This is a genomic window from Halomonas sp. B23F22_20 (genome assembly GCF_043496985.1).
Lineage (GTDB): Bacteria > Pseudomonadota > Gammaproteobacteria > Pseudomonadales > Halomonadaceae > Halomonas.
In genome coordinates this window covers 40,377-57,961 of the sequence record NZ_JBIEKH010000023.1, presented here as the reverse complement: position 1 = coordinate 57,961, position 17,585 = coordinate 40,377, and the positions used below count along the sequence as shown (strand labels likewise).

Here is a 17,585-nt window from a genome sequence, read left to right as displayed (position 1 = left end):
CTTCTAGACCGGCATCCCCATCCAGGTATTGCTGCACCACTTGCAACTTAAACTGGTCGCTGTACTGATTCCGCATAGAAACACCCCGAAGGTTGGATTGGGTGTCCAACTTTCGGGGTGCAGTTCATCACGGCCCGGGCGTTTTTCATGGTGCGGTGCGAAGCCGGGATATGGCGGCACAGACGGCAAGAGCGCCAGATATCAACGGCCCGCGGCAAAGCCGCGGGCCGTTGATGACGTTTCCGGGAAGCGCCCGATCGCGTCAGGCCGCGTAGCGAGACACGTCGAGCCCTTGTGGGTCGATGCGCGGCGATTCGGCGGCCATTAGATCGGAGAGCAATTGGGCGCTGCCGCAGCTCATGGTCCAGCCCAGGGTGCCGTGACCGGTATTGAGCCAAAGGTTGTCGTAGCGAGTGGCGCCGACGATCGGCGTGGAATCCGGCGTCATCGGCCGCAGCCCGCTCCAGAACTCGGCGCGGTCGACGTCGCCGCCCTCGGGGAAGACATCACGCACCACCATGTCGATGGTCGCCCGACGCTTTTCCGGCAGGCTCAGGTCATGGCCCGCCAGCTCGGCGGTGCCGCCCACCCGAATACGGTCGTCGAAGCGCGAGATCGCCACCTTGTAGGTCTCATCCATCACCGTGGACTGGGGCGCCCCGCCATCGTCGATGACCGGCACGGTCAGGCTGTAGCCCTTGACCGGATAGATCGGCAGACGAATGCCCAGGTCCTTGACCAGGAACGGAGAGTAGCTCCCCAGGCAGACCACGTAGGCATCGGCGGTGAGCTCGCCGGCGCTGGTGATCACGCCCTCGATGCCGGCATTGCCACGGCGAATGCGCTGGATGTCGACGTTGAAGCGGAATTCGACGCCCAGGCGCTCGCGGCAATGGTCGGCCAACCGAGTGGTGAACAGGTGGCAGTCGCCGGTCTGGTCGTCCGGCAGGTGCAGGCCACCGACGAACTTGCCGGGTACCCGAGCCAGGGCCGGCTCCACCGCAGCAATTTCCTCGGCGCCGAGCAGGCGATGGCGCACGCCGCACTGCTCGAGCACCTTCATGTCCTTGGCCACGGCCTCGACCTGGCTGTCGTGGCGAAACAGCTGCAGCAGACCGCGCTGGCGATCCTCGTAGCGGATACCGGTCTCGGCACGCAGGGCGTCGATGCAGGCCCGGCTGTGCTCGGCGATGCGCACCATGCGCTCCTTGTTCACCGCATAGCGCTCGGGATTGCAGTTGCCGAACATCTTCATCATGAAGCGGGCCATGGTCGGGTCCATGCGCGGCTGGATCTTCAGCGGCGCATGCTCCTGGAACATCCACTTGACCGCCTTCTGGGGAATGCCCGGGGCGGCCCAGGGCGAGGAGAAGCCGAAGGAAACCTGGCCGGCGTTGCCATAGCTGGTCTCCATGGCCGGCGCGGACTGGCGGTCCACCACGGTGACCTCATGGCCCTGGCGGGCCAGGTAGTAAGCGCTGGTAACGCCGACCACGCCGCTGCCGAGAATCAGTACCTTCATGCTCTCACTCCCCTGCTCTTGTTGATCGCGCTGGATGGTCGCGGGAACGATGGCGCCCGGCGCTGACCGGACGCGTTGCGTGGAGCAGAGTATAGGAGAGCCGAATCAGTCGATTGAACTATTTTCCATCTAAAAATCACATAATAAGTTCAAAATATGACTCATATTGATTTCAAATCACCAAAAAATAGCCATTAAAAAGGAAAAACAACCATGAGTATCATATCGCCTGGCGCCGTGGGCTGGCGAGGGTCCGCCGCAGCAGTCCCCAGGCCCCCAGCCCGGCCAGCAGGTTGCCGACTGCGGCCCCCAGTGCCAGGCCCGTCAGGCCGCCCAGCCAGGCCCCCAGTCCCAGGCATGGCAAGTAGAAGGCGAACAGTCGCGCGGAGGACATCATCATCGCCCGCAGCGGCCACCCCAGGGCATTGCCGGCGGAGACCACCAGCATGCACACGCCGAGTGCCGCATAGCTTGGCGGCAGGAAGCGAACCAGGACGGACAGGTCCGAGCGGACTTCGGCGGTGCCGGCAAGGGCCGCTGCGACCCAGGGGGCGGCCAGCGCCAGTGCGAGCCCGAGAGCCAACTGCCAGACCACCGTCACCCGAAGCGCCAGGCGCATCAGACGATGCACCTGGGGCCAGTCGCCCGCGCCGTAGCAACGCCCAAGCCAGGGCGGCAGCGACATGGTCATCGCCAGCACGGCCATCAACGAGACAGTCTCGAGGCGACTGATCAAGCCCCAGGCCGCCACTTCGGACTCCCCGAGCCTCGCGACGACCGAGATCGCCAGCATGGCGGCGAGCGGCGGCATCAACTGCCCGATCATGGCCGGACCGGCGATGCCGAGGAAGGGCTTGAGCGACTGCCGCGCTTCCTCGCGCAGCCCATTCGCAGACAGCCACCCCCGCCCCGACAGACGCGCCCCCAACATCACGAGCCCCAGCAGAAAGGCCAGCACCGTGGCCCAGGGCGCTCCTGCCAGCCCCAGGCCCGGCCAGTCGCCGATGCCGAAGATCAGCAGCGGATCGAGCACCAGGTTGGCCAGACTGGTCACCACCATCAGGGTCCCGGGCAGACGGGTATTGCCATGAGCGCGAAACAGGCTATAGCCGAAGTAGAGCAATGCACCGAGCCAGGCGGCAACGAGCTGGGGCCCCCAGTAGTCGCGGATCAGCGCCAGCGACTCCTGAGCGGCGCCGAGGCGCAGGAAGATTGGCGCCTGGGCCCACCACAGCAACAACGACAACAAGGCGATGACCAGGGTCCCGGCGAGCAGCACCAGGCTGCCCAGGCGCCTGGCACGGTACGTCTCACCGGCGCCCAGAGCGCGTGAAATCAGCGCAGCGATGGCGATGCCCATGCCCACCTGGACGCCGATGATCAGGAAGGAAAGCGGAAAGGTGAAAGACTGGGCGGCCAGCGACGCGGTACCCAGCCGGGCAATGAAGGCGCTGTCGATCAGCTGAAAACCCAGCAGCGACAGTACGCCGATGGCCATGGGCCAGGTCTGGCGCCACAACGCCAGGCCCAGCGAGGAAGAAGTAGCGTCGGTTCGCAACACGAGGCTCCGAGGTGGTCATCGAGGGCGCCCCATTCTACGCGAAGTCGGGGGCCGACTCAGTGGGGAGTGGCAGATGACGCCACCAGCAACGGAAACACTTCGGCGGCCGGCAGCGGCGGATAGAAATAGAACCCCTGCACCAGATCGCAGCGCATCTCGCGCAATAGCGCGAGCTGCTCGCCGGTCTCCACCCCTTCGGCGACCACCTCCAGCCCCAGCCGATGGCCGATGAAGATCGCCGCTTCCATGATGGCGCGATCCTCTGGCTGCTGGGGCGCATCGCGGACGAAGGCACGATCGACCTTCAGCGCGGTGACCGGAAAATGCTTGAGGTAGCTCAGAGACGAGTAGCCGGTGCCGAAGTCGTCGATGGCGATGCGCACGCCATGATGATGGAGGAGACGGAGCTTCGCCAGAATCCGGTCATCCGCCTCGATCAGTACGTTCTCGGTCAGCTCGATGCCGACATCCTGGGGACGAAGCCCATGACGCATCACGCAGGCTTCGAAGCGCTCCAGACTATCCGCCGCCAGTACCTGCCGCCCCGAGAGATTGAGGTCGATGCGCAGATCCTCGATACCGGCAGCACGCCACACGGCCTGCTGACGGCAGACCTCCTCCATCACCCACTCACCCAGACGTTCGATCAGCCCTGAGCGCTCGGCCACCGGAATGAACTCCGCGGGCGACACCGACTCGCCGTCAGCGGGATACCAGCGCAGCAAGGCCTCGAGATTCTCGATTCGCCCGCTCACGGCGGACACCTGTGGCTGATAGTGCAAGCTGAGCTCCCGGTTGGCGATGGCACGCTCCAAGCCCTCGGCCAGGCGGTGCTGACGCATCAGCTCGTCGTGGAAGTGCTGCTTGAAACACTGCAGCCCTCCCCGGCCATCCAACTGGGCTCGGTTCTTGGCCACGTCGGCATTGCGGATCAGCTCGCGAGCCGACATGCCATGCACCGGAAAGAGGCTGATACCCAAGCTCGCCGTCACGACACGTTCGCCGCCGTCCAGCAGGAAGGGCTGGCGGAATACCGCCCGAAGCCGCTCGGCCAGGGCACGAGCGTCCCGCTCGTGCGCGATCTCGGGACAGGCCATCACGAACTCGTCACCGGACACCCGCGACATCAGGTCACAGCTGCGTTGCTGCCGGCGCAGCCGACGGGTCAACTCGATCAACAGCTGATCGCCCTGAGCATAGCCCAACGCATCGTTGATCTCGACGAAATGGTCGATATCCAGATAGAGCACGACCAGTCCCTGGCCCTGTCGCCGGCAATGCTCCAGCAACTCGTCGAGATCGGTCTCGAAGGCCTGACGATTGGGAAGATGGGTCAGGCGATCGAAGTGAGTGGCGAAGGCCAGTTCGCGGTGGGCCCGCTTCTGGTCCGACAGGTCGACGTCGACACAGAACATCAGCGGCGAGGCGGTATGCTCGCCTAGCATCACATGGTGGGAAAACACCGGCACGGCCTCGCCGCTTCGGTGACGCAACTCGAGCTCGTCGGCGGGGATCTCCTTGCCTTCATTGATCCAGGCTCGATGGGCGTCTATGACCGGCTGGCGCATGGCCTCCGGGATGATCAGGTCCTCCAGCAGCTGCCCCATCGCCTCCTTGGTAGGGTAGCCATATAGACGCACGCTGGCCTCGTTCCAGTAGATGACTCGTCGGTCACGATCATAACCCTGGACCGCTACCCGGGGCAGACTCTCCAGCAGGGCGCGAAAACGCTGCTCGCTTTCATGGTGACGGCGCTGGACGAGCGCGAGGTCTGCCGACGCGGACGGAGCACGGCGAAAGGCCGGCTTTGCCCACAACCTGGCCCATAGACGCGCGGCACGGCGAAGCATGGATTTCCTCGACAACCAATGATGGAAGTCCGTCATGTCAATCTCTCTTCACCCTAGGGATAAGGCCTGGCACATATGCTCTCCCTGCGGCGCTTGTTTCATCTTGACATACGCCGTGCCGACCAGCGCTCAAGCCAACCCGATACCTTCGGCCACACAGGCATCGACTCGCCTCTTTGACATTTTGAAACATTTCTCCTCACTTGCTCACTGTTGACGGTCAGTTCCGTCAACGAACGGGCCAAGACGCCCGATGAGCCAATCAGGAGAACTTCCTATGAAACTCGATACGCTTAAATATGGTTTTGATCACACCACCATGCCAGTGGACCCTCTCGCCGGCTACTGGGCCCCGGAGGTCCAGGCAGATCTGATCAGGCAAGACTGGGCCCTGAGCGAGGTTCGCTCACGGCTCGACCTGGCGGCTTGGCAAGGTTTCACCGCCGACCTGCCCCGGGATCCCTACGTCAACCGACGCTGGAAGCGAATGTCCTGGCTGGCCCTCGACGACGCCGGCGGCGTCCAGGAACTGGGGCCCTGCCCCATGGCCCAGGGCGGCGCCTTCAACGATGCCGAGAGCATGGCGGACCGGCTGCGCTACTATGAGCCGCTGGCGCCGGCCTTCCTTGAGCGCGCCGACGTCAAAGCCTTCGTGCGTGCCTGGGCCCGGCTGTGGGATATCCAGCCCGACGAGCCCATCCTGATGCAGATCACCGGGCAACGCGGCGAGGGTCACATCGATCCCCTACAGGGCCAAGGCATCCACGCCGATGGCTGCCAGGCGTTGAGCATCCTGGTGCTCGAACGTCGCAACGTATTGGGCGCCGACAGCCGGCTCTATGCCGACAAGACGGGCAGCCGCGAACTCGGCGTCGCGACCCTCGCGCCCGGCGACATCCTGCACCTGCGCGACGACCGAGTCTTCCATAGCGTCGACCCGCTCGCCCAGCTGGATCCCGCAGCGCCGTTCGAGCGCTTCATCATCATCATCAACAGCCGCTTCGTGGATGACTTCCAGAACCGCATCCTGAGGCGCCACTTCCCCCAGGCAGTGCTTTATCGGGGGTAAACCGCAAGGGTGAGGCGCCAAGGTGACAGGCGCCGTTCATGCGATGCCTGACCGAAACGCCTGCCCAAATGCAACGCCCCCGGCCATGGGTCGGGGGCGTTCGTATCGCGGCGACCGAAGGCGTTTACTGGCGAATGCCTTCGAAGGTCACATAGAGCTCGAGCTCGTGCATCGCCTCGGGGAAGCTGGACATGTCGATACCGTAATCGGCAAGCGTCAGGGTGGCCGAGCCTTCGAAACCGGCACGATAGTTACCCCAGGGATCGTCGCCCTCGCCCAGCAGAGTCACCGGCATTTCGATGGTGTTGGTCTCGCCGTGCAGGGTCAGTTCACCGGTCAGCACGCCCTCGCCATCGCCGGTCGGTTCGAAACCGGTGGAGGTGAAACTGGCGCTCGGATACTCGGCGACGTCCAGGAAATCGTCGCTCTTGATGTGCTTGTCGCGCTCGGCATGGTTGGTGGTCAGGCTGGCCACGTCCACATCCAGGCTGGCCGAGGAAGCCGCCGGATTCTCGGGGTCGTAGCTGAACTCGCCGCTGAACTCCTCCAGGCTGCCGAGGATGTAGGAGAAGCCAAGGTGACTGATCTTGAACTGGATGAAGGCGTGCTGGCCGTCGGTATCGATGACGTAGTCGGCGGCCTGGGCCTGGGCGAACGGCACCAGGGTAGCAGCGGCCAGGGCGGCACTGAGGGCGGTTTTCTTGAACATCGCGTTCTCCTTGCGTGGTTCAGTCTTGGGATGACCCGCCGGGACGGCGAGCCTGAACGAAACGGGGGGACAACATACGCTTCAGGGTGTCATGGCGATCCACCCAATGGTGCTTGAGGGCGATCATCCCATGCCCGGTGGCCAACCCCAACAATCCCAGGGCGGCATACCAGTGAATCATCCCGGCCAGGCTGGCCTGGTCGGGAAGGCCAGTCACCACCGCTGGCACTTCGACAACGCCAAACACGCTGATACCGGCCCCTTCGGCGGTGGAAATCAGGTAGCCGCTGACCAGCACCAGCAGCATCAAGACATAGAGCCCGGTGTGGCCCAGGTGGGCGGCGAAGCGCTCCAGGCGCGAACCGGGTAACGTCGGCGTCGGCTGCATGAACCGCCACGCCAGGCGACCCAGGGTCACTGCCAGCAGCAGCATGCCCACCGAACGATGCCACCAGGGCGCCAGGTTATACCAGCTGTCGTAGTAACCGAGTCCGGTCATCCACCAGCCCAGCACGAACAGGCCAACGAAGGCCACGGCACTCAGCCAGTGCAGCAGGATGCTGGTCAGCCCCCAGCCAGAGGTCGAATTACGCCACATGGGCAGTTCCTGAACGTCTCGAATCAAGACAACAGGCTACCCGAGCGAGCGGATCGAATCCGCTGAAAAAAGATGAAAGTTTCGTTCGGAAATTCCGCATGCCGCCCGGGCGGACGACATGCGAAGCACCGGTACGAACCGGCGGCCCATGGAGGAGCCAGGCGTGGCCCGGCCTACCGCACCTCAGCGTGCCGCCAGGGCGTCGAGCCCGCGGGCCAGGTCGGCCTGGATGTCGGCGATGTCCTCGAGGCCCACCGCCACCCGGATCAAACCTTCACGGATACCGGCAGCGGCCTTCTGGTCGTCGGACAGGCGGCCATGGGTGGTGGTCCCGGGATGGGTGATGGTGGTCTTGACGTCGCCCAGGTTGCCGGTGATGGATAGCATCCGGGTGGCATCGATCACCGACCAGGCGCCCTCTCGCCCGCCCCGGACCTCGACGCCGAGCACGGCGCCGAAGCCGCGCTGCTGGCGGGCAGCCAGCGCATGCTGGGGGTGGCTTTCCAGCCCGCTGTAGTGGACCCGCTCCACCGCCGGATGCGCCTTGAGCCATTCGGCCAGGCGCTGGGCATTGGCGCAGTGAGCCTGCATCCTCAGCCCCAGAGTCTCGAGCCCCTTGGTGAAGATCCAGGCGTTGAACGGGCTCATGCAGGGCCCGCAGGTACGCACTACACCGAACAGCTCCTCCAGCAGCTTGTCAGGGCCGACCACGGCTCCGCCGATGGCCCGGCCCTGCCCGTCCAGGTACTTGGTCGCGGAGTGGATCACCAGGTCGGCACCCAGCGCGATCGGCTTCTGCAGCGCCGGGGTCAGGAAGCAGTTGTCGATGGCCAACCAGGCCCCGTGGCGGTGGGCCAGATCGGCAAGCGCCGGGATATCGGCCACCTCCGAGAGCGGGTTGGACGGCGTCTCGGCGAACAGCAGCTTGGTCGCTGGCGTCACGGCCGCTTCCCAGGCCGCCAGGTCGGAGAGCTCTACGTAGCGGGTGGTGATGCCGAACTTGCCCAGGTACTTGTCGAATAGGCTGACCGTGGAGCCGAACAGCGAGCGGGAGGCGACAATCTCGTCGCCGGCCTGCAGCAGCGCCAGCGCCGTGGACAGGATCGCCGACATTCCGGAACTGGTGGCCACACAGCGCTCGCCGCCCTCCATGGCGGCCAGGCGGCGCTCGAAGGTCTGCACCGTGGGATTGGTGAAGCGCGAGTAGACGTTGCCAGGCTCCTCGCCACCGAACTTGCGCGCCGCCTCGGCGGCGCTGTCGTAGACAAAGCTCGAGGTCGGGAAGATCGGCTCCCCGTGCTCTTGCTCGGCAGTGCGTTGGTGCCCGGTGCGGATCGCCAGGGTGTCGAGCCCCCAGCCCTCCGGGTTGGATTCGTCGTGCATGGGGCCTCCCTGTCAGTCGATGTCATCTTCCTGATTGTGCATGCCCACCAGGGCATGGTCACCGGCACTCTGCTGGGTCTTGGCAGCGTCGTTACGGCTCGCCTCCAGCGCCGCCAGATAACCCTCGTCGATATCACCGGTGATGTAGCGACCGTCGAACACCGAGCAGTCGAAGGCATCCAGGGCCGGATTGACTTCGCGACAGGCCGCCTTCAGATCCTCGAGATCCTGGTAGATCATGCGATCGGCACCGATCAACTCGCCGACCTCGGCTTCGCTACGGCCGTGGGCGATGAGTTCGGTGGCCGCCGGCATGTCGATGCCGTAGACGTTGGGATAGCGCACGGGCGGCGCCGCCGAGGCAAAATACACGTTCTTGGCCCCGGCTTCGCGAGCCATCTGGATGATCTGCCGGCAGGTGGTACCACGCACGATGGAGTCGTCCACCAGCAGCACGTTCTTGCCCTTGAACTCGATGTCGATGGCGTTGAGTTTCTGACGCACCGACTTCTTGCGCTGGGTCTGCCCCGGCATGATGAAGGTCCGACCGATGTAGCGATTCTTCATGAACCCCTCGCGGAAGGTCACACCCAGGTGCTGGGCCAGCTCCAGCGCCGAGGTCCGCGAGGTATCGGGAATCGGGATCACCACGTCGATATCGTGCTCAGGCCACTCCTGCTGGATGCGGTCGGCGAGCTTGCGTCCCATGGCCATGCGCGTGCCATAGACATAGGCGCCATCGAGCAGGGTGTCCGGGCGCGCCAGGTAGACGTGCTCGAAGATGCAGGGGGCGAGCCGCGGCGCATCGGCGCACTGCTGGGTATGGATCTCGCCGTTCATGTCGACGAAGATTGCCTCGCCCGGTGCCAGATCACGGTGGAGCTCGAAGCCCCCCACGTCCAGGGCCACCGACTCGGAGGCGATCATTACCTCCTGGCCTTCGCCTTCATCGCGGGTACCGAACACCACAGGGCGGATGCCGTTGGGATCGCGGAAGGCCACCATGCCGACGCCGTTGATGATGGCCACCGCGGCATAGCCGCCCTTGCAGCGGCGATGCACTCGACGCACCGCGTCGAAAATGTCGCCCGGGGCCAGGTGGGGCCCCTGCTTGCCCAGCTCGTGAGCAAAGACATTGAGCAGCACCTCGGAATCGGAACTGGTGTTGATATGGCGCAGGTCGGAGGAGAACAGCTCCTGCTTGAGCTGATCGGAGTTTGTCAGGTTGCCGTTGTGCGCCAGGGTGATGCCATAGGGCGAGTTGACGTAGAACGGCTGAGACTCCGCCTCGCTGGAGGATCCGGCGGTGGGATAGCGCACGTGCCCGATACCCAGGTTGCCCTTGAGCCGCGCCATGTGGCGCGTGTGGAAGACGTCACGCACCAGGCCGTTGCTCTTGCGCAGCAGGAAGCGGCCTTCGTTCCAGGTCATCATGCCGGCGGCATCCTGGCCACGGTGCTGTAGCACTGTCAGGGCATCATAGATCCCCTGGTTCACCGCCTGCTTGGCCATCAGGCCCACGATACCGCACATTACACCTTACCTCGCTTGCCTTGGTTGGGCGGCACGGGGCCGCCGCATATCATCATGTCAGGGGGTGACGATCCCGTCATCCACCGCGTCTTCCGTCGGCTCGGATGTCGGGACGCCGAGGGCGCCGGGCGACACCGGCAGTTGCCCTTCCCAGTCCGCCAGGCGCCCGATCGCCCAGTCTTTCATCTGCACGAAGCTCGGTCGCAGGGCCGCCTGCTGCCAGGCCTGAAGACGCTCGAGCGGGGTCAGGCCGATCAGCAGCGTCGCCACCACCAGAATGGCGGCGCCCTTGGCCAGGCCGAATGCCGCCCCAGCGACCCGGTTGAACAGCCCCATGCCGACCCACTCGACCGCCGCCTGGATCAGGCGGATGATCACGCCGCAGGCCAGAATGACCCCCAGCACGACCACCACGAAGGCCAACACCAGCCGACCATCGGGACTGTCGATCAGACCATCGAGCCGCATGGCCAGGGGAGCAGCCAGCCAGCGGGCCGCCAGCAGTGCCACGCCCCACGACGCCAGCCCGAGGGCCTCGCGAACCAGGCCTCGCATCAATCCGGCGATGCCGGTGACGGCGAGCACCGCGACGAACAGCCAGTCCAGCCAGGTCAGGGTCATGGCCTCACTCCGTTTCCACCAGCAGGCCCTGGAGATTGAGGCCGGCCTTGAGCTCGGCCATCGCCTCCTCGGCGACCTCGCTGCTGGCATAGGGACCGACGTAAACACTGGTCAGATTATTGTTGCGAGGACGGCGATAGGCCGGAAATCCCTGCTCCTTGAGCCGCGCCTCGAGACGCTGGGCATTGCCGGGCTCACCAAAGCTGCCGACCTGTACCGCCCACTCGCCACCGGACACCGATTCCTGGGTGCGCTCTGCCGACGCCGACAGACGCTCGTCGGCGGCGCGGGCCAGATCGGCGATGGGGTCGCTCGACGTATCCGGCTCAGGCGCAGGCTCCGTCGACGGCGCCGCGGTCTCGACGTCATCTTCCGCCGGCGCCGGATCGGCCACATCGTCGCCGGCCGCGGTCGCCTCCTCCTCATCGACTCTCCCGGCCGTCTCAGACGCCGTGGCGTCGTTCGGCGAACCGGAGAGCTGAGCGCTGTCCGACAGGCTGTCGGAGGGCTGCGGCGCCGCTGGTTCGCGATGCGCCACCTCGACCGGCTGCTCGATGGTCAGGCTCGGCTCGGGGCGATTGTCCCGCGGCGCAGGATCGTCGAACAGCAGCGGCACGAAGATGACCGCCAGGGCGATCAGAATCAGTACACCGCTGACCCGCTCTCGCATTCCATATTTCATGTCATTCCCTCGCTACCGGCATCCGTTGAAGTCTGCGCCGCCCCGGCCCAGGCCGCCAGCACGCCGGCCACGGTAAAGAAGGAACCGCACACCAGCACGCGATCATCGGGGTCCAGGTGATCGGCCAGCCAGGCCGCGCCTTCTCCCGGTGAGTCCGCCAGATGCAGCACCCGCGCCTCGAGCGCTCCGAGACGTTCGCCCAAGGCCTCGGCACTGCGGGCCCGGTCGCCGTCGAGGCTCACCGGTAGCCAGGCATCGACTGCCGGCGCCAGGGCGCCGATGACGCCATCGGCGTCCTTGTCGGCGAGCATGCCCAGCAGAGCGATGGTACGTCCCCGGCACGGCCGCTCGGCCAGGCGTCCGGCGAGGTACTCGGCGGCATGAGGGTTATGTCCCACGTCCAGGCACCACTGGCCACGCCACTGCATGCGTCCGGGCAGCTCGACTCGAGACAGCGCCCGGCGACAGGCCGCGGCGTCGAGTTCCCAGCCCGCCAGGGCAAACGCCTGCAGCGCGGTGGCGGCATTGTCCAGCGGCAAACCGGGGTCCGGCAATGCTGCGACGCGCAGAGACTTGCCCTGCACGTCCAGGCCCCGCCAGGACCAACCGGACGCCTCGGGCGTGCGATGGTAAGTGTCACCGAGGGCATGACGAGGGGCACCAAGGGCCTCGGCGGTGGCGGCGACGCTGGCCGGCAAGCGGGAACTGCCAAGCACCGCCGGCCGACCGGGCCGCATGATGCCCGCCTTCTCCCGGCCGATCCCTTCGAGATCGTCCCCCAGGAAGGCGGCATGATCACGGGCGATGGTGGTCACCACCGCCACGTCGGCATCGAGCACGTTGACGGCATCGAGGCGCCCCCCCAGGCCCACCTCGAGGATGGCAAGCTCGGGGCCACGAGCGCGAATGGCGTGCAGCGCGCCCAGGGTACCGGCCTCGAAATAGGTCAGACTGATCGGCTCACCGTCGCATCGAGCGGCCTCAACGGCCTCGAAACCGTCGATCAGCTCGGCATTCGTCGCTTCGCGACCGTCCAGGCGCAGCCGCTCGTTGTAGCGCAGCAGGTGGGGCGAGGTATAGGTGGCGGTGGTGGCCCCGTGCTCGCGAGCCAACGCCTCGAGCATGGTCACGGTGGACCCCTTGCCGTTGGTCCCGGCCACGGTGATCAGTCGACCAGCGATGGGCCCCTCCAGGAGCCCCATGCGGCGCGCGACCTCGGCCACACGCTCGAGGCCGAGGTCAATATCCACCGGATGGGCCGCTTCCAGTCGCGCCAGCCAGGCCTCGAGAGAGGAGGAAGGAGCGTCGCGCATGGCGCCTCAGCGCTCGGCGTCGCGGCGCGGAGACTCGCCGGCGGACTCCGCCGCGGCCCCCTGGGGCGTCTCGTCGGACACGACCGCCTCGTCGGCCGTGTCGGCCTGCTCCGCGGCGTCGACGAGATCGGGCTCGGAGGCCTCTTGCTCACCCTCGGCCAGGCCGCTGATCGGCTGATGCGTCAGCTTGCGCAGCACCCCGCCGAGTCGGCTGCGGATCTCGTGACGGTGCACAATCATGTCCACGGTGCCGTGCTCGAGCAGGAACTCACTGCGCTGGAAGCCCTCGGGCAGCTGCTCGCGCACTGTCTGCTCGATGACCCGCGGTCCGGCGAAGCCGATCAGGGCATTGGGCTCGGCGACATTGAGATCACCGAGCATGGCAAGCGAAGCGGAGACGCCGCCGAATACCGGATCGGTGAGTACCGAGATGTAGGGCACGCCGGCCTGCTTGAGCTTCTCGAGGGCGGCAGAGGTCTTGGCCATCTGCATCAGCGAGAACAGCGCCTCCTGCATGCGCGCCCCGCCGGACGCTCCGAAGCAGACCAGCGGCACGCCCTCTTCGAGGGCCAGGCTGGCGGCACGCACGAACTTCTCGCCGACCACCGCGCCCATGGACCCACCCATGAAGGTGAACTCGAAGGCCACCGCGACGACCGGCAGACCGTCCAGCTGACCGCGCATGGCCACCAGCGCGTCCTTCTCGCCGGTGGACTTCTGGGCGGCGGTCAAACGGTCCTTGTACTTCTTCGAGTCGCGGAACTTGAGACGGTCGACGGGCTCGAGGTCGGCCGAGATCTCTTCGCGACCATCCGGATCAAGGAACCAGTCGAGGCGCTTGCGCGCGGTGAGGCGCAGATGGTGGTCGCACTTGGGACAGACGTTGTGGTGCTTCTCGAGTTCCGGCAGGTAGAGCACCCCGTCACACTTGGGACACTTGCGCCACAGGCCATCGGGGACGCTCGCGCGGCGGTCCTTGCGCTGAATGCGGCCCACCGAGGGCACGATCTTGTCTAGCCAGCTCATGTCAGAAACGCTTCCATTGTTGCGGACGCCCCCGGGACGTCGGGGGCGGAGTCGATTCGGTCGGCTCGGGCCGTCAGGCATCCAGTGCCTGGCGCATCTCACCCAGCACCGCTTCCAGGGTAGCGGGGATCGCCTCGGGTCGCTCGGCGTTCTCGGCGATGCGCGACACCAGCGCGCTGCCGACGATCACGCCGTCGGCCACCCGGCCGATCTCGGCGGCCGAGGCGCCGTCGCGTATGCCGAAGCCGACGCACAGCGGCAAGTCGGTCATCTCGCGCAGCGGCACCAGATGCTCGGCGACATCCTCGGCATTGGCGCTGGCGCCGCCCGTGACGCCCTTGAGCGAGACGTAATAGAGATAGCCCTCGCCATGGGCGCATATTGTAGCGGCCCGAGACCGTGAAGTGGTAGGGGCGACCAGGAAGATCGAGGCCAGGCCGCGCTCCTTGAGCACCGGCCCCATCAGGTCGGCCTCCTCGGGTGGCATGTCGACGAGCAGCACGCCATCGATGCCGGCCTCGCGGGCCTGGTCGGCAAAGGCATCGAACCCCAGGCGCTCCACGGGGTTGAGATAGCCCATCAGCACTACCGGGGTCTCGCTGTCTTCGCGCCGAAACTCGCGCACCATGTCGAACAGGTGGGTCAGGCGTACGCCGTGCCGGAGTGCTCGCTCGCAGGCTTTCTGGATCACCGGGCCATCGGCCATGGGATCGGAAAACGGTACGCCCAGCTCGATGACGTCGGCCCCGGCACGCACCAGGGCGTGCATGAAGCCAACGGTATGCTCCGGCGCCGGATCGCCGGCGGTGATGTAGGGGATCAGCGCACGACGCCCCTCGGCCTTGAGCGCGGCGAAACGTTGGTCGATACGATTCATCACTATCCCCTAGAGTTCGATGCCATCGATCTTGGCGACCGTCAGAATATCCTTGTCGCCACGCCCCGAGAGGTTGACCACGATGTGCTGGTCGGGGCGCATCTGCGGCGCCAGCACCTTGGCGTGGGCCAAGGCGTGAGCCGACTCCAGCGCCGGCATGATGCCCTCCACGTGGGTCAGCTCGCGGAAAGCCTCGAGCACGGCATCGTCGTTGGCCGCCACGTAATTGACGCGCCCCACGTCCTTCCACAGGGCATGCTCCGGCCCCACGCCCGGGTAGTCGAGCCCGGCGGAGATCGAGTGGGTGTCGCTGATCTGCCCGCCCTCGTCGGACATCAGATAGGTCCGATTGCCATGCAATACGCCGCGCGGCGCGCCAGAGGCCAGGGGTGCGGCATGGCGGCCGGTGGCCACACCGTCTCCGCCGGCCTCGACGCCATACATGGCCACCTCGTCGTCTTCGACGAAGGGATAAAACAGCCCCATGGCGTTGGAACCGCCGCCCACGCAGGCAATCAGTGCATCGGGCAGGCGGCCGAACTCCTCCAGCGACTGGCGACGCGCCTCGCGGCCCACCACCGAATTGAAGTCGCGCACCAGCATCGGGTAGGGATGCGGTCCGGCCACGGTGCCGATGATATAGAAGGTATCGTCGACGTTGGTCACCCAATCACGCAGCGCCTCGTTCATGGCGTCCTTGAGGGTGCGGGTGCCGGACTCGACGGGAATCACGTTGGCGCCCAGCAGGCGCATGCGGTAGACGTTGAGCTTCTGGCGCTCGACGTCCTCGGCCCCCATGTAGACATCGCACTTCAGGCCCAGGCGAGCGGCCACGGTGGCGGTGGCCACTCCGTGCTGGCCGGCGCCGGTCTCGGCAATCACTCGCGGCTTGCCGCTCTTCTTGGCCAGCAGCGCCTGACCGATGGTGTTGTTCACCTTGTGCGCGCCGGTGTGATTGAGATCCTCGCGCTTGAGCCAGACCTGAGCCCCTCCGAGCCGCTTCGACCATCGCTCGGCATGATAGAGCGGCGACGGCCGACCCACGTAATGAGACAGGTCGTGGTCGAATTCCGCCTGGAAGTCCGGATCGTCACGCAACTGCGCGTAGGTCGCGTCCAGATCCTCCAGGGCGAAGCTCAGGGTCTCCGAGACGAACCGGCCGCCATAGGGGCCGAAATGGCCGCGGGCATCCGGCAGTCGGGTCAGGTCACTGAACTTGCTCACAAGGACACCTCACAGAGTCGCCAGAGGGAGTGGGGGCGCGGGGCGGTGGAATCAGGTATCGGCGCGACGCACCGCCTTGAGGAAGTCAGCCATCAGTTCGGCATCCTTGACCCCCGGGGCGGCCTCGATGCCGCCGGAGACATCCACCGCGAAGGGCCGCACCGATGCGATGGCCTCGGCCACGTTGGACGGCGTCAGGCCCCCGGCGAGAATAACAGGTTTTGCCAGACTTGCGGGGATACGCGACCAGTCGAAGGTCTCCCCGGTGCCGCCCGGCACGCCGGGGCGATAGGCGTCGAGCAGCAGCGCCCGGGCGCCGGTATAATCGCGTGCCGCCTGCAGCAGATCCAGCTTGTCGCGCATGCGCAGCGCCTTGATCCAGGGCCTGCCGACCGCCTCGCAGAAAGCCGGCGCCTCCTCGCCATGGAACTGCAGCAGGTCCAGGTGCTCGGCGGCACTGGCCACCAGTTCGGGATCGGGATCGACGAACAGCCCGACCCGGGTGACGAAGGCCGGCACCCGAGCGCTCAACATCGCCAACCGCTCGACATCCACGGCTCGCTTGCTGCCGGGCCACAGCACGAAGCCCAGGGCGTCGGCACCGGCCGCCACGGCGGCATCGACGTCCTCGGGGCGGGTCAAGCCACAGAGCTTGACCCGGGTACGGTAGAGGGGCACGCCATGTTCAAGCATCGCCGCCCTCCTCCACCGTCTCCGCCAGTGGCCTGCCACGGCGGAACTCGACCATCGGGCAGTCCGGCAGTGGTCGTTCGCCGGTCCACTCGCCGAGGAAGGCCAGCAGGTTGGGGCCCAGGGGTTCCGACGGCAGCCCCCAGCATTCGTCGTAAAGGGAGTCGACGAAATGCAGGCCGCAGGCCGGGGCGGTAACGTCGCCCTGAGTGCGATCACGCAGCGCCAGCAGGCGGGCGATGTAGTCCTCGCCCTGCTCGCCACGCCCCACTGCGACCAGGGCGCCGGCGATGTTGCGAATCATGTGGTGCAAGAAGGCATTGCCCTGGACGTCGATGACCACCAGCGGCCCGTGGCGATGCACCTCGATGAAATGCAGGTGGCGCCAGGGGGTCTTCGACTGGCAGCCGGCGGCTCGAAAAGACGAGAAGTCATGCTCGCCGACCAGCGACTGGGCGGCGCGGTGCATGGCCTCGGCGTCGAGCGGATCGCGACACCAGGTCACGTTGGCGCGCTCCATGACCGGGCGGCTGGGCTGGTTGAGCAGCACATAGCGATAGCGCCGCGCCAGGGCCTTGAAGCGGGCATGAAAGTCATCGGGCACCGGCGCGACCCAGCGCACCGCGATATCGCGGGGCAGGTTGGCATTGACGCCGTACACCCAGGCCTTCTCCGAACGCGGCGAGGGCGGGTCGAAGTGAATGACCTGGCGAGTCGCGTGAACGCCGGAATCGGTGCGGCCACTGCACAGAACCTTGACCGGGGCGGCAGCCACCCGGGACAGAGACGCCTCCAGAGAGGCCTGCACCGAAGCGGCGTGCTTCAGGCGCTGCCAGCCGCAGTAGGCAGTGCCGTCGTACTCCACCGCCATGGCCAGCCGGCCACTGAGCGGTTGATGTTCGTCGAGACGATGAAAAAGAGTCATGC

At 66.2% G+C, this 17,585-nt stretch carries 16 protein-coding genes; 1 reads left to right on the top strand and 15 read right to left on the bottom strand.

Annotated elements, in window-relative coordinates; genetic code table 11:
• Positions 1–262: 262 nt before the first annotated feature.
• The 3 genes from ACGTN6_RS17275 to ACGTN6_RS17265 form a co-directional block, all read right to left on the bottom strand.
• The gene (locus ACGTN6_RS17275) at positions 263–1,522 is read right to left on the bottom strand and encodes a D-amino acid dehydrogenase (protein WP_394593961.1); all 1,260 of its coding nucleotides are present in this window, start codon (positions 1,520–1,522) and stop codon (positions 263–265) included.
• 220 nt (positions 1,523–1,742) lie between these two features.
• On the bottom strand, positions 1,743–3,020 hold the full coding sequence (locus ACGTN6_RS17270; RefSeq protein WP_394593965.1) for an MATE family efflux transporter: 1,278 nt from the start codon (positions 3,018–3,020) through the stop codon (positions 1,743–1,745).
• A 119-nt stretch (positions 3,021–3,139) separates the two neighbouring features.
• Positions 3,140–4,933 carry a putative bifunctional diguanylate cyclase/phosphodiesterase gene (locus ACGTN6_RS17265; protein WP_394593960.1) on the bottom strand — a complete coding sequence of 598 codons (1,794 nt, stop codon included), beginning with the start codon at positions 4,931–4,933 and terminating at the stop codon, positions 3,140–3,142.
• A gap of 277 nt (positions 4,934–5,210) precedes the next feature.
• Between ACGTN6_RS17265 and ACGTN6_RS17260 the strand changes: the two genes are divergently transcribed.
• Positions 5,211–6,002, top strand: coding sequence for a 2OG-Fe dioxygenase family protein (locus ACGTN6_RS17260; RefSeq protein WP_394593958.1), 792 nt, complete (start codon positions 5,211–5,213; stop codon positions 6,000–6,002).
• Between the two features lie 124 nt (positions 6,003–6,126).
• Here ACGTN6_RS17260 and ACGTN6_RS17255 read toward each other — a convergent pair whose 3' ends face one another.
• From ACGTN6_RS17255 to truA, 12 genes are all read right to left on the bottom strand, one after another.
• Entirely contained in the window at positions 6,127–6,711 is a 585-nt protein-coding gene (locus ACGTN6_RS17255; protein WP_394593956.1) for a YceI family protein, read from the bottom strand.
• Positions 6,712–6,730: 19 nt separating this feature from the next.
• The gene (locus tag ACGTN6_RS17250) at positions 6,731–7,309 is read right to left on the bottom strand and encodes a cytochrome b (RefSeq protein WP_394593954.1); all 579 of its coding nucleotides are present in this window, start codon (positions 7,307–7,309) and stop codon (positions 6,731–6,733) included.
• Positions 7,310–7,492: 183 nt separating this feature from the next.
• Positions 7,493–8,692 carry an O-succinylhomoserine sulfhydrylase gene (locus ACGTN6_RS17245; RefSeq protein ID WP_394593952.1) on the bottom strand — a complete coding sequence of 400 codons (1,200 nt, stop codon included), beginning with the start codon at positions 8,690–8,692 and terminating at the stop codon, positions 7,493–7,495.
• A 12-nt stretch (positions 8,693–8,704) separates the two neighbouring features.
• The gene (purF, locus tag ACGTN6_RS17240) at positions 8,705–10,225 is read right to left on the bottom strand and encodes an amidophosphoribosyltransferase (RefSeq protein WP_394593950.1); all 1,521 of its coding nucleotides are present in this window, start codon (positions 10,223–10,225) and stop codon (positions 8,705–8,707) included.
• A gap of 57 nt (positions 10,226–10,282) precedes the next feature.
• On the bottom strand, positions 10,283–10,846 hold the full coding sequence (locus ACGTN6_RS17235) for a CvpA family protein (RefSeq protein ID WP_394593948.1): 564 nt from the start codon (positions 10,844–10,846) through the stop codon (positions 10,283–10,285).
• Positions 10,847–10,850: 4 nt separating this feature from the next.
• Entirely contained in the window at positions 10,851–11,528 is a 678-nt protein-coding gene (locus tag ACGTN6_RS17230; RefSeq protein WP_394593946.1) for an SPOR domain-containing protein, read from the bottom strand.
• Positions 11,525–12,841 carry a bifunctional tetrahydrofolate synthase/dihydrofolate synthase gene (gene folC, locus ACGTN6_RS17225; protein ID WP_394593944.1) on the bottom strand — a complete coding sequence of 439 codons (1,317 nt, stop codon included), beginning with the start codon at positions 12,839–12,841 and terminating at the stop codon, positions 11,525–11,527. The genes ACGTN6_RS17230 and folC overlap by 4 nt, the downstream gene beginning before the upstream one ends.
• 6 nt (positions 12,842–12,847) lie before the next feature.
• On the bottom strand, positions 12,848–13,867 hold the full coding sequence (gene accD / locus ACGTN6_RS17220; protein WP_394593942.1) for an acetyl-CoA carboxylase, carboxyltransferase subunit beta: 1,020 nt from the start codon (positions 13,865–13,867) through the stop codon (positions 12,848–12,850).
• A 73-nt stretch (positions 13,868–13,940) separates the two neighbouring features.
• A complete protein-coding gene (trpA, locus tag ACGTN6_RS17215; protein ID WP_394593940.1) occupies positions 13,941–14,744 on the bottom strand; it encodes a tryptophan synthase subunit alpha in 804 nt (267 codons plus the stop codon).
• A 9-nt stretch (positions 14,745–14,753) separates the two neighbouring features.
• Positions 14,754–15,968, bottom strand: a complete 1,215-nt coding sequence (gene trpB / locus ACGTN6_RS17210; protein ID WP_394593938.1) for a tryptophan synthase subunit beta — start codon at positions 15,966–15,968, stop codon at positions 14,754–14,756.
• Positions 15,969–16,019: 51 nt separating this feature from the next.
• Entirely contained in the window at positions 16,020–16,661 is a 642-nt protein-coding gene (locus ACGTN6_RS17205; protein WP_394593936.1) for a phosphoribosylanthranilate isomerase, read from the bottom strand.
• Entirely contained in the window at positions 16,654–17,583 is a 930-nt protein-coding gene (truA, locus tag ACGTN6_RS17200) for a tRNA pseudouridine(38-40) synthase TruA (protein WP_394593933.1), read from the bottom strand. Before truA ends, ACGTN6_RS17205 begins: the two co-directional genes overlap by 8 nt.
• Between the last annotated feature and the right edge of the window lie 2 nt (positions 17,584–17,585).